Origin of the sequence: Enterococcus sp. E4-150, from assembly GCF_035726465.1 — a bacterium.
GTDB classification, from domain to species: domain Bacteria; phylum Bacillota; class Bacilli; order Lactobacillales; family Enterococcaceae; genus Enterococcus_B; species Enterococcus_B faecium.
Genome location: NZ_JAPRGK010000008.1, coordinates 68,632 through 81,751, shown reverse-complemented (window position 1 = coordinate 81,751; position 13,120 = coordinate 68,632). Strand labels below are relative to the sequence as shown.

The window sequence follows — 13,120 nt, the reverse complement described above, 5'->3', positions numbered from 1 at the left end:
AACGCTTCTGTCCCAGCCTCTTTTTATCTAATAAAATTTTAAGACCATTTACTAATTATCGATTTTTTCTGCCGCATTTTTAGGCACTTCAGAAGCCTTTATTTCTTCCCAGCTTAATACACCTTTACGAGGATTGACTTTGAGTTTAAGATACGCATTCATCTTTAATGGATGTTCTCTTTCTTCGCGAAGCGTCACCTGTTTTTTTTCACCATCTTTATTATAAGCCGCTTGCTTGTAGGTATAAGTCGTGAATTTCTCTCCGCTATCTGCTTGGGTAGCTGACATTTCGCCATTCGTCGTGATTTTTGTATAATAAGCTTCGCCGCCGTAAAAATAATGATAAGCTGCAAAACTTCCGCCGAGAAATATGCCTAAAACGACAAGTACGCCAATTAATTTTTTCATGTACTTCACCTCTTTCCTTATTATTAACGAAATAGAAGATTTCGTCTATTGAAAGATGTTGGCAACAGCTGAATTTTAAACTTTTCCTCATTTTGTTCTTATTGCTTCAAAAGAAAGTTAAGGATTATCTTGAAGTTTTTCTCAAAAAACACATTTTTTTATTTATAAAAGGTACTTTTTTCGCGTATAAGACAGACGAGTGCTCTTAGTTGACTTTGACCAATATTGACGTATAATAAGCTTAGTTCGAATCTTACAAAAAGTAAGTCGGACGTATTCTTTTTGATTTAGTCAAAAAAAGACTATAATAAAAAGGTGAGAGCTGAAATTTTTCAGTGATCTATATTATTTAGGAGGTTTGTAAATTATGGCAAAAGAACATTATGACAGAAGTAAACCACACGTTAACATTGGTACGATTGGACACGTTGACCATGGGAAAACTACTTTAACTGCTGCGATCACTACAGTATTAGGCAAAAAAGGCCTAGCAAATCCTCAAGACTATGCTAGTATTGATGCAGCTCCAGAAGAACGTGAACGTGGGATTACGATCAATACCGCACACGTAGAATATGAAACAGAAAAACGCCACTACGCGCATATTGATGCACCAGGACACGCGGACTATGTGAAAAACATGATTACAGGGGCAGCACAAATGGATGGTGCAATCTTAGTTGTTTCTGCAACTGACGGTCCGATGCCTCAAACACGTGAACACATTTTATTGTCACGCCAAGTTGGTGTAAAATACCTGATTGTTTTCTTGAATAAAGTTGATTTAGTCGATGATGAAGAATTGATCGATTTGGTAGAAATGGAAGTTCGCGAGTTATTGAGCGAATATGGTTTCCCAGGCGATGACACTCCTGTGATCAAAGGTTCCGCATTAAAAGCATTGCAAGGCGATCCAGATGCTGAAGCTGCTATTATGGAATTGATGGATACAGTAGATGAATATATCCCAACACCAGAACGTGATACAGATAAACCATTACTATTGCCAGTAGAAGACGTCTTCTCAATTACAGGCCGAGGAACTGTTGCCTCAGGTCGTATTGATCGTGGTGCTGTTCGTGTCGGTGATGAGGTAGAGATCGTAGGGATCAAACCTGAAACACAAAAAGCAGTTGTAACCGGTGTAGAAATGTTCCGTAAAACGTTAGATTACGGGGAAGCTGGGGATAACGTAGGCGTGTTGTTACGGGGGATCCAACGTGACGATATCGAACGTGGACAAGTACTTGCTAAACCAGGTTCCATTACTCCACATACAAAATTCAAAGCAGAAGTGTACGTGTTGACAAAAGAAGAAGGTGGACGTCATACTCCATTCTTCAACAACTATCGTCCACAATTCTACTTCCGCACAACTGATGTTACAGGAACAATCACATTGCCAGAAGATACAGAAATGGTCATGCCTGGTGACAACGTGACGATTGATGTTGACTTGATCCATCCAATCGCTGTTGAAAACGGAACGACATTCTCAATTCGTGAAGGCGGACGGACAGTAGGTTCAGGTATCGTTACAGAGATCGAAGCATAAGAAACGCGACTCGAATATTTTGGTAATGAAAAATGTTTAAAATAAAAGAGCGGTCCAAACAGGATTTCTGTTTGGACCGCTCTTTGTTCTTCAATTGTATAAGAAAAGATTGTAGAAGCATGAACTTTCGTTTTACTTCAGTCTCTTTTATTCATCATGAGAGTGTTCATCTATCGGTATGCAGTTTTTAATACTTTCTTCGTATCCATTTTTTCAAACCACTTATTCTACCTTGTGTCTGCTCAACTGGCGCATTATCAATAATCAGCAAAGCAATCATAACATATGCAATCCAACTATCTCTAGAATATAGAGTATAACGTGAGACCCAGTTTGTAGCGTACTTGCTTTTATATTCTCTTAATCCATGGAAAGAATAAAAATGAGAACCAAACTCGTAAACCAAGTATGCAATCCTTTCCTGTAAAAAACTCTTTCTGGAAGTTCCGACATTTGAAAGAGGGGCCATCCCTAAATTGAACCATTGGATATGTTCTTCTTTCATATAGGCAAACAAATGCAAGAACAAGAAATCCATACTGCCAGAAGGTGCTTTTTTAGGATCATATCGCATCAGATCAATCGTTCCTACTTTATTGTTCGTGTAAGTAGGCATGATCGTTGCAAAAGCGACAATTTCTTCTTGGGTATTTTTGACAACTGCAATAGGCGCTCTTTGTAGATAATCTTCAGAGAAAAAGCCTAAAGAAAACCCTTTTTCCTTTCGTGAACCCAACCAATTATCAGAGATATTTTTGAAAGTACTCATTTGCTCAGTAGAAAATGGTGGTTGTAAGACATCAAATGTAAATCCTTCTCGTTCGATCCGATTCAAGACAGCACGAGTGCCCTTCATTTTTTTCCCTGAAGTTGTAAAACTATTCAGGTCTACATAAGCTTCTTCCCCCATCTTAATGAAATCGTAGCCGAATTCATGCAAAATCATAACAATCTCTTCGCTTGTTTCGTAGAAAACTGGTAAATAGCATAGTCGATCTGTTTCTTCGATAAAAGCTTCGATTGCTTCTGGAAAATCTTCTTTCTTACCAGAAGGATCACCCATTACAATACATTTATTATTGAAGCAAGCGAATTGGAGAAGAACAGTTGGTTCACCGTCTTTTTCATAGGCAAACATCCGCTTATCTTTTAAGAAGATCAATTGACTATCGGAGTTTCCCCCATAAGTTGTAAGGATCTTCAGGGCCTTTTCTTCATTAAAGGCTTCGCCAATCTGTTTCTTTTCTCCTTGAAGGAAATGAACAAATAGAACGATCATGAAACTAACAGCGATGATGGCCAACAATCCCGAAAACCAAATCTTTTCAGAAGGAAATAAGAAAAAGGAAATAAAATGGTGACGCCGATGAGGGAAATCCGGCAGATTGTATACTCCAATAACGATGTAAAGCAAGGATAGTGCACCAATAATGATTCCATCGATCGTACGCCACTCCCATGAATAGATCAATTGTTCCCGAAATAATTCGTTTTTAGAAGCAAGAATGATCAGAAGCAGAATAGACAAGAAAACCACCGGTGTGAAACTAAAATCACTTAATAAAACATAAAGTAAAGCTAGAACAATCAAGAAGATTGTAGGCAAATATGCTCGTTTCACACGTGCTGCGATCCCTCTGCCCATAATGATTAAAAGAAATCCCAATAGTATACTAGGAAATTGGATAATAAAATGAAATTTCAATGGGTTCAAACTATGAAGCCAGCGAAACTCTGTAAAAGCTTGCGGGATAGTGGCAGAAAGTACTAGCATGATTCCAGAAAAGTATAATAAGACAACCACGATTTTATGCGCAATTTCTGTTGCTAATTGTTTAGGGATACCAGAATAACGCTGATCAAAAGTGGAACCGATATTTTTGAAGAAAAAGACGATTCCAATCAAAAACGGAATGATGTAGTAGAACAGGCGATAGAGCAAGATCCACACAACGACTATTTCTCTTGGCACACCAATAGCGGACAACCCGATAATCATCATTACATCGAAACTCCCAATTTCTCCTGGAATCATAGACACGATTCCTATCACTGAAGCAGCAATGAATAACGGAATTGTTTGCCACAGATCAATCCGGATTTCCATTAAATAACCAACAGAAAGGAAACTAAACAGGACACCGGTCCATTCCAACAATGAAACTAGCAATAGCTGTCCTTGAGTTTTAAGTGAGGTACCACCAAGGAATCCTTTCTTTTTGAAAGTAGTAAATAAAAAGACGACAGGAAAATATAGACCGCCGCCGATCAACCATATCCAATATTGCTTCAAAAAAGGAGCAACTGGCGTGAAGACTACAAGTAAAAAAGAAAGCAGACTGTAAATAGAAAGTCCAGCCATCAAAAACAAGAAAACTTTCGATAATGCTTGGATCACGTTTCTGCTCTCTTTCTTTTGTCCATATAGTTCAGAGCGAAGCCCCACACTAACAAACCCGCCGAAACCGGCAATATTGTTGATCGTATTGATCAGCCAGCTTGTCTCAAACAGGTAACGAGGATTCTGCTTTTGTTCAAGCATCCGATTCAAAATAATATCATAACCAACCATAGGTAACACAGAGATAAGACCAATCAATAGCATTAGTCCGCTTTTCCAGACAGGTATAGTGGCAAACGTTTCTCCTAATTGCTGGATAGATAGAGTTTTACCGATGGACATCAATTCACCAACAATAATAACAATGACAGAAATCAAAAAGATTGTTTTGAACAGTCCTAGGTGGTTTTTCAGCCATTGTATGGTATTTTTTAACAAATAAATCACCTTCTATTCCTAATAGTTATGTTTCAGAAAGAAATTGAAGAACTTCTCGATTGAAGCGTTCAGGATCTTTTCTAGCTAATTCATGTCCTTGTTCTTTCACAAGCACAAAGGAAGCTTTTGGTATAGTTTTAGCTATATACAAAGAATGTTTTAGCTTGATTACATCTTTTTTTCCCACGATGATCAAAGTGGGGGAGTTGATTTTTTTTAAATCATTTTCTGTAAGCCCGATGTCATGCAGCAAAAGTTTGATAACTAAAAGATTTTTGCGAAGACTTGGGCGAAATAAAGAGAGTAACCATACCCATGCATAATGAATATTACTGATGACTCTGGCAGAAAAACGAACGCCTTTAACAAGCGTGTTTCCAGAATTTAAAATCAATCGATGAACTTTTTTAGGGAAGCTGCTGGCAAATACCAGTGCTAGATTTGCTCCATCACTAAATCCAAGAAAATCTGCCTGATCGATTTTTTCCAGCAACATGATCGTATTCAGATCCTCGGCCATTAACTGAAAATTCAACATAGATGCTTCGTTTGTCGAACGACCATGTCCTCGGCTATCTACTAGATACACGGTATAGTAGCGTTCGAGTACAGGGACCTGTTCTGAAAAAAAGCGGCCGCTGCCGTCATTGCCATGCAGTAAAAAGAGAGGGAAGCCTTGACCGCTCTTTTCATAGTAAATTTCGCTCCCATCTGGCATTTTTGCATATTTCTTTTCTTTTTTCACATAATCACCTACTGTGTAAAGTATAACGATTATATCAGTCATTGGGCAATTGTTTTTACTGAAAAACAACGATCATTTTCGTAAGATGACAAAAAATACAGGAAAATTCATTTTTTCTTAAGGCGTACACAGAAATCAAGGAAGAAATAGCCAAGAAGATAAAGAAATAGTAAGATAAAAAAAGATGTCAAAATAACTAGGTGATGAAATGAAGCGAAAACGATTATCTATTATCCGTATTCTTTTTTACATGATCATTCTGACTGTTATTGGTGCGGTGTTGTTTTTAGGAGGAAGAACTTATCGTTCGGTAAAACGAGTGGAAAGCTATCAAATAGAAATAACAACAGCTGCAAAAAATTATCATATGGAAAACTACGAGAATTTGATCAAGGCGATAATATTGACCGAATCAAAAGGAAAAGGGACAGATCTCATGCAGAGCTCGGAAAGTCTGCATGGAGAAGCTGAGATCATTGATAATCCAGCTGACAGTATTGATCAAGGTGTCAAATATTTGGCGGAAATGATAGTAGAAGCAAAGAAACAAGGATGCGATTTATGGACAGCTGTCCAAGCATATAATTTTGGGAAAGATTATATTGCCTATGTAAAAAATCATGGCGGAGAAAACACAGTAGAATTAGCAGAAGCGTATTCTAAAGATGTGCTGAGCCCACTTTTAGGAAATGAGGAAGGGAAACAATACCGATATTGGCGGATCCAGTCCTTGCTTTACAATGGCGGCTATCTCTATCATAATGGAGGTAACATGTTTTATCCTGATATTGTCAAAATGAATGAAAAAATAATAGAGACCTATGAAAAAGTCTTTAAGTAAAATAGCAGGAAATGTTCAATCATGAATAAAATTAGTTGAAAGAAGGAGTGCGCAAATAGTGGAAAAAAGGCAAAAAATGGAAAATCAAAAAGTGGGGTACACAACCAAAGACTGGATGTTACGGTTTGTGAAGGGAATGTTTATCGGTTCAGGATTTATCTTGCCAGGAGTCAGCGGTGGTGCATTAGCAGCTGTCTTTGGCATGTATGAGCGGCTGATTTCTTTTTTAGCCCACCTTACAAAAAATTTCAAAGAAAATGTTTTGTTTTTTCTGCCTGTTGGTCTAGGCGGAGTGACAGGCATCTTTCTACTTTCTTTTTTAGTCAGTTTTTTATTAGGTGCGTATGAAACAACGATATTATGGTTTTTTGTCGGATGTATCGCTGGAACTGTTCCTGCGTTATGGAAAGAAGCAGGGAAAAAAGGAAGAGATACTTCTGATGTGATCATCATGGTTGTTACTTTTGTTCTGGCTTATTTGTTTTTATTATACGGCGCTCAATTATTTGACGGGCAAGTCGATCAGAATTTTGGAACATGGCTGATTGCCGGCGGATTGATTGGTTTGGGTATGATCGTCCCAGGATTGAGCCCTTCTAATTTTTTGGTGTATATGGGATTGTATAAAGCGATGGCTGACGGATTTAAAGAAGTACGACTTGAAGTGATTGTGCCGATCGGAATTGGTGGGATTCTTTGTGTTCTTGGATTGTCAAAAATCATGGATTACATTTTCTCAAAGGCATATAGCAAGCTATTCCATTTCATTTTAGGTGTAGTTTTTGCTTCAACGATTATGATCATTCCTACCGATTACGCGGGATTGGGAGTTGCTGGGGTACTAGCTTGTCCTGTTCTTTTTATAGCCGGTACAGCACTAGGTTGGTGGATGAGCCGTTTGGAGGAACAATATAAGTAAAGATAGATTGATAATAAAAACAGCACACGGGTGATTCAAACAAAAAGGTTGGCATCTTTTTTGTAAAATCATTCGTGTGTTTTTCTATAAATTTTATAAAAACAAGTTGTTTTTAATCTTGGAACACGCTAGACTTAAACACGTGATTATTTTTGAAAGTTGGCGGAAAATGGAGAAAAAGAAAATGAATGGACTTACACAGCAAGAGGTAGTTCAGAAAATGGCTTCTGGCCAGCAAAATGACTACCAGGAAGATGCATCAAAAAGTACAAAACAAATATTCAGCGATAATATATTGACGTTATTCAATTTTCTGAACTTTGGTATTGGGATTTGTCTGTTATTTGTAGGTGCGTATTCCAACATGGCGTATTTAGCAATTATTGTCGTCAATATCGTTATTGGAATTTATCAAGAAATACATGCAAGAAATCTTGTACGGAAATTATCGATTGTTTCCCAATCAGAAGTACTAGTAATCCGGGACGGTAAAGAACAATCGATTTCTACTAAAGAGCTGGTATTAGGAGATTTGGTAAAAATCGGAGCAGGAGAACAGATACCAGCCGATTTACAGGTTATATCTGGACGGGCAGAAGCAAATGAAGCTCTTTTGACAGGCGAATCTGATTTGATTGTCAAAGAAACTGGAGCTGAATTGCTTTCTGGAAGCTTTTTGACAAGCGGTTCTGTCATGGCTGAAGTTATCCGAGTAGGTGCAGATAATTATGCTGTCCGCTTGACTAGCGAGGCAAAGACTCACAAAGCTATTCGTTCTGAACTTGTAGATTCGATTCGCAAAGTATCCAAATTCACTAGTTTCGTGATTATTCCTTTGGGGATCATACTATTTTTGGAAGCACTGTTCATCCGCGATGCTTCTATCAAAATTTCTGTTATTGCATCTGCAGCAGCTTTGTTAGGCATGCTTCCAAAGGGTTTGGTATTGCTAATAAGTATTGCATTAACGACAGGGGTAACCAAACTGGCAAAAAAACGAATCCTTGTTCAAGACATGTATTCAATTGAAACGCTGGCCCATGTCGATACATTATGCTTGGATAAAACAGGGACCATTACTGAAGGAAAAATGAGTATCCAGCGGGTAGAAGCACTACATCCGCTGTACGAGAAAGCCATCCCAGAAATTATGGGGACGTATCTGGCAGAAAGCAGTGATAACAACATCACTATGCGGGCTATGAGAGATTATTTTGAGCTTTCTAATCGGTATGATGTGACAAACAAAGTCGCATTTTCTTCTGATCGCAAATGGGGCGCGATGGAATTTCCAGAACTGGGAGTCGTGTACGTAGGAGCGCCTGAACGTTTGGTGGAAGAAGATCGGCTTCCGGACAGTCTAAAAACAGCCCAAGCGAATGGATATCGCGTACTTATGTTGGGGATCGCTCCAAATCAGCAATTGAACGAAGAAAAACCAGCATTTGTTGAGCCGGTTGCTCTGTTTGAAATCGATGATCCAATCCGAAAAAACGCTCAAGAAACACTAGCTTATCTTCATGAGGAAGGTGTGGATCTGAAAGTGATTTCTGGAGACAATCCTTTTACTGTCTCCAATATCGCTAGACGTGCAGGATTACCGAATTATGATGCGTATGTCGATCTTTCTCAAATTACTGAAGAAATGGAAGTGCGAGAAGCTGCTCATCGCTATACGGTTTTTGGACGAGTGAGTCCTCAGCAAAAGAAATTGCTGGTAAATGAATTGAAAGAAAGCGGCAGAACGGTTGCAATGACAGGCGACGGTGTGAATGATGTTTTGGCGTTAAGAGAAGCAGATTGCAGCATTGCTATGGCAGAAGGTGATGGAGCAACACGTCAGATTGCGAATCTGGTATTGTTGGACTCTGATTTTACTACATTGCCAGAAGTCCTGTTTGAAGGACGCCGAGTGGTCAACAATGTGACGAAAGTTTCAGGCATCTTTTTTATCAAAACGATTTATTCATTTATTTTATCGATTATATGTGCCGTTACAGCAATTGGATTTCCGTTTATCCCTATCCAAATCACGCTGATTGATTTAGCGATTGAAGGGTATCCTTCCTTCTTTTTATCTTTTGAACAAGATAAAAGAAAAATCACTTACCGTTATTTGCCTACAGCACTTATTAATGCTTTACCAAATGCCTTGCTTGTAGTAGTGAATATCATTGCGGTGTATCTACTTGGAAAAACATTCGCATGGGGAAATGCTGAAACTACTACTTTGATGTATTACTTGCTGATTGGGATCAGTTGCATGGCAGTTGTAAAAGCTTGTTATCCCTTCAACCCATTGCGCATCTTCCTAGCAGTAACGACGATCGTAGGGATATATGTAGCTGCAATGCTGTTCCATGGAATTTTGGAAGTAAACTTAGGGTTGGGAGAGAGCGTAGGATACTTCTTTGTATTCATGCTCGTAAATATTGTTCTTCGAGTATTGTACTGTAAGGCTGATATTCAAAATCAGTTACTGAAAAGAGTAGCAAATTGATGCTTAATGAGATAGAAATGTGTTATACTTGAAAAAGCAATGAAATATGATACAATCAAACATGTATAATTGTGTCCTTTAAAATCGCACTGATTTCAGTTAGTGCGATTTTTTACCGGTTATTCTCCTGAAATATCTTCTGTTAAACCCAAAAGATATCAATAGAGCAGGGGGTGAAAAAATGGCTCAACGGATTCCTCGAGAGGTTATCGAAACAGTACGCAGTCAAACGAATATCGTTGAGGTGATTGGACAATATGTCCAGTTGAAAAAGTCTGGTAAAAATTACTTGGGGCTGTGTCCTTTTCATGAAGAACGTACACCGTCTTTTTCTGTTGCAGAAGACAAGCAGATTTTTCATTGCTTTGGTTGTGGTAAGGGCGGAAACGTGTTTACTTTTCTTCAAGAACTAGAAGGTCTAAGTTTTCCAGAAGCAGTGGTAAAAGTGGCAGACTTCGAACAGATACCGTTAGAAGATCAATGGCGTCAGCGTACTATAGCTGTCCAAAATCCTGAATCTGCTACGGGGAAACTGATTGCTGCTCATGAAAAAGCAGCGGAAATCTATCATCACATGCTATTGCATACAAAAGCTGGACAGCCAGCTTTAGAATATTTGCAAAGTCGTGGGTTGTCTTTAGAATTAATTGAAGAATTCAACATAGGTTTTGCACCTAATGAGCGTTCTTTTCTTCAGCAAGTATTCAAGAATGAATCAATTTCAAATGAATTGTTAGAACGCTCTGGATTGTTTGTCACGCATGATGATGGCCGTATGTCTGATCGTTTTTATCAAAGAGTGATGTTTCCACTTCGTAATTCTCAAGGCCAGACGATCGGTTTTTCAGGACGCTGGCTTGCACCTGAAAAAGGGCAGGAAAAAGATCAGCCCAAATACTTGAATAGTCCAGAAACAGAACTGTTCAATAAAAGACAAGTTTTATTTAATCTTGATAAAGCAAGAAGCGATATCCGGAAAAACGGAGAAATTTTGTTGTTCGAAGGGTTTATGGATGTGATTGCTGCATGGCAGGCTGGTATCAAAACTGGATTAGCTTCTATGGGGACAAGTCTAACAGCTCAACAGATCCAACAAATGGAAAAGCTGACGAAAGAATTGGTCTTTTGCTATGACGGAGACAACGCAGGTTTTGAAGCAACCAATCGAGGCATTGAATTGCTTCGGCAAAACAGTCGCTTAGCACTTTCTGTCGTAGTCGTTCCAGAAAAACTCGACCCGGATGAATATCTGCGTAAGTATGGAGAAGCATCTTTCCAAGAATTAGTGGCTCATGGGCGCGAAACAGTCTTTACTTTTAAATCACGTTATTTAAAACAAGGGAAAAATTTAGATAATGAAAAAGACAAGATCGAATACCTCGAAGAATTACTAGTTGAACTTAGTCGAGTTGTTTCACCAATCGAACAAGATATGTATCTATCTCAACTGTCAACAGAGTTTCAGATCGGCAGAGAGACGATACAAAAACAACTGCGCGATCTTCGAAGGACAAATCAGCAAAATCGTCAAGAACCTCAGGAAAGTCAACACACTCAGGTTACGAGACAAGAAACTGCACGAAAAAAGAGACCATTGACGCAAGTAGAAAAGGCAGAGCAGATTCTATTATATCGTGCATTTAAAGAAGTTTCTGTCCGTAATACTTTAAAAGAACGAGAATTTCAGTTTATTCATGATGCATATGCAGAAGTTTATTTTTTATTCGATGCATATGTCTCACAACATTATGAATTCAACCTTGCAGAGTTTTTAGACTTTTTGCAAGATGAAAATTTAAGGCGGTTGGTGGTGGAGATCGAATATTTACCGGTGGCAGAAGAAAGTTCGCCACGAGAAATCCAAGACTTGCTAGATGTGATCAGCAAATCTGGCTTAGCTGATGAAATAACATTAAAAAAACAAATGCAGCAAGAAGCCAGACGTACTGGAAACAAACAGCTTGAGCTTGAATTGACGATTGAAATCATCAATTTAACGAAACAGTTAAAACAAGCCAAATAGCTACTCAAGGGGGGCCTTCTTTTATGGCAAATGGAACAGATAAAAAAACGTATGAAGCAGCAGTAGCAGCTTTCATCAAAGAAAACAAACCCAAACGACAAGTTGTATATGATGATTTATCCAATCAGCTTGCTACACCATTCACTTTGAATGCAGATGAAATGGACAAATTGATCCAAAAGATTGAAGACGCAGGTATCAGTGTGGTGGATGAAAATGGTGATCCATCAATTCACAGCTTGAAGAGTGCTGAGAAAAAAGCTGAACAAGCAAAAACAGAAGATCTATCTGCGCCAACCGGTGTAAAAATCAATGACCCGGTTCGTATGTATCTGAAAGAAATTGGCCGTGTCTCCCTTTTAACTGCGGAAGAAGAAGTAGCGTTAGCATTGAAAATCGAAGAAGGCGACCAAGAAGCGAAACAGCGTCTGGCAGAAGCAAACCTTCGTTTAGTAGTAAGTATCGCTAAACGTTATGTAGGACGAGGCATGCAGTTCCTTGACTTGATCCAAGAAGGAAACATGGGACTGATGAAGGCAGTTGAAAAATTTGACTACCGCAAAGGATTTAAGTTTTCAACCTATGCTACATGGTGGATTCGTCAAGCCATCACTCGAGCAATCGCTGACCAAGCACGTACGATCCGTATTCCAGTTCATATGGTTGAAACAATTAATAAATTGATACGTATCCAACGTCAATTGCTGCAAGACCTTGGAAGAGAACCTACGCCAGAAGAAATCGGTGCGGAAATGGATCTTCCAACAGAAAAAGTCCGAGAAATCTTGAAAATCGCGCAAGAACCTGTTTCACTTGAAACGCCAATCGGTGAAGAAGATGACTCTCACTTAGGTGATTTCATAGAAGACCAGGAAGCAACAAGTCCAGCAGAACACGCAGCTTATGAGTTACTAAAAGAACAATTGGAAGATGTACTAGATACATTGACTGACCGGGAGGAAAATGTCCTTCGCTTACGTTTTGGTTTAGATGATGGCCGGACGAGAACATTGGAAGAAGTAGGGAAAGTATTTGGTGTTACTCGGGAACGTATTCGTCAGATCGAGGCTAAAGCGTTGAGAAAATTACGCCATCCTTCTCGTTCAAAACAATTAAAAGACTTCTTAGAATAAGCATGAACTATTGACCAGAAGAGAAATCAGTAAAATGGTTTGGTTTATTTTAAAAGAAAAAAAGCTTGGGACTACGCGGTCTCAAGCTTTTTTTTCTATAGGAAGGAAATTCATTCATTATTTTTAAGTAAATCCTAAAAATAAGCTATTGGCGTGACGTATAGAATATGATAGATTAAATGGTAGCGTAAACCTAGTAAAGGAGCCGATCGCTAAG

General features: G+C 38.7%; 9 protein-coding genes. 6 read left to right on the top strand and 3 right to left on the bottom strand.

Annotated elements, in window-relative coordinates; genetic code table 11:
• Positions 1 to 51: 51 nt before the first annotated feature.
• On the bottom strand, positions 52 to 408 hold the full coding sequence (locus OZ002_RS08520) for a YxeA family protein (RefSeq protein ID WP_002323408.1): 357 nt from the start codon (positions 406 to 408) through the stop codon (positions 52 to 54).
• Positions 409 to 775: 367 nt separating this feature from the next.
• On the opposite strand from OZ002_RS08520, the gene tuf reads away from it, so the two are divergent.
• Complete coding sequence (gene tuf / locus OZ002_RS08515; RefSeq protein WP_002289463.1) at positions 776 to 1,963, top strand: elongation factor Tu; 1,188 nt, start codon at positions 776 to 778, stop codon at positions 1,961 to 1,963.
• Between the two features lie 187 nt (positions 1,964 to 2,150).
• Here tuf and mprF read toward each other — a convergent pair whose 3' ends face one another.
• Together mprF and OZ002_RS08505 are read right to left on the bottom strand one after the other, a co-directional pair.
• Complete coding sequence (mprF, locus tag OZ002_RS08510; protein WP_002324644.1) at positions 2,151 to 4,742, bottom strand: bifunctional lysylphosphatidylglycerol flippase/synthetase MprF; 2,592 nt, start codon at positions 4,740 to 4,742, stop codon at positions 2,151 to 2,153.
• A gap of 25 nt (positions 4,743 to 4,767) precedes the next feature.
• A complete protein-coding gene (locus tag OZ002_RS08505) occupies positions 4,768 to 5,529 on the bottom strand; it encodes an alpha/beta fold hydrolase (protein ID WP_002289461.1) in 762 nt (253 codons plus the stop codon).
• Between the two features lie 166 nt (positions 5,530 to 5,695).
• On the opposite strand from OZ002_RS08505, the gene OZ002_RS08500 reads away from it, so the two are divergent.
• The 5 genes from OZ002_RS08500 (at position 5,696) to rpoD (ending at position 12,903) form a co-directional block, all read left to right on the top strand.
• Positions 5,696 to 6,328 carry a lysozyme family protein gene (locus tag OZ002_RS08500; protein WP_002289460.1) on the top strand — a complete coding sequence of 211 codons (633 nt, stop codon included), beginning with the start codon at positions 5,696 to 5,698 and terminating at the stop codon, positions 6,326 to 6,328.
• Between the two features lie 58 nt (positions 6,329 to 6,386).
• A complete protein-coding gene (locus OZ002_RS08495) occupies positions 6,387 to 7,247 on the top strand; it encodes a DUF368 domain-containing protein (protein WP_002298152.1) in 861 nt (286 codons plus the stop codon).
• 184 nt (positions 7,248 to 7,431) lie between these two features.
• Positions 7,432 to 9,747 (top strand): cation-translocating P-type ATPase, encoded by a 2,316-nt coding sequence (locus OZ002_RS08490; RefSeq protein ID WP_325083119.1) that lies wholly within the window; start codon positions 7,432 to 7,434, stop codon positions 9,745 to 9,747.
• Between the two features lie 181 nt (positions 9,748 to 9,928).
• On the top strand, positions 9,929 to 11,770 hold the full coding sequence (dnaG, locus tag OZ002_RS08485; RefSeq protein ID WP_049142371.1) for a DNA primase: 1,842 nt from the start codon (positions 9,929 to 9,931) through the stop codon (positions 11,768 to 11,770).
• A gap of 23 nt (positions 11,771 to 11,793) precedes the next feature.
• A complete protein-coding gene (gene rpoD, locus OZ002_RS08480; protein ID WP_002289498.1) occupies positions 11,794 to 12,903 on the top strand; it encodes an RNA polymerase sigma factor RpoD in 1,110 nt (369 codons plus the stop codon).
• Positions 12,904 to 13,120 lie beyond the last annotated feature (217 nt).

Bases quoted from the DNA above. Each gene is read 5' to 3' on its own strand.
- rpoD (WP_002289498.1), top strand. From the start codon at position 11,794: ATGGCAAATGGAACAGATAAAAAAACGTATGAAGCAGCAGTAGCAGCT.
- OZ002_RS08505 (WP_002289461.1), bottom strand. From the start codon at position 5,529: ATGACTGATATAATCGTTATACTTTACACAGTAGGTGATTATGTGAAA.
- OZ002_RS08500 (WP_002289460.1), top strand. From the start codon at position 5,696: ATGAAGCGAAAACGATTATCTATTATCCGTATTCTTTTTTACATGATC.
- tuf (WP_002289463.1), top strand. From the start codon at position 776: ATGGCAAAAGAACATTATGACAGAAGTAAACCACACGTTAACATTGGT.
- dnaG (WP_049142371.1), top strand. From the start codon at position 9,929: ATGGCTCAACGGATTCCTCGAGAGGTTATCGAAACAGTACGCAGTCAA.
- OZ002_RS08520 (WP_002323408.1), bottom strand. From the start codon at position 408: ATGAAAAAATTAATTGGCGTACTTGTCGTTTTAGGCATATTTCTCGGC.
- OZ002_RS08490 (WP_325083119.1), top strand. From the start codon at position 7,432: ATGAATGGACTTACACAGCAAGAGGTAGTTCAGAAAATGGCTTCTGGC.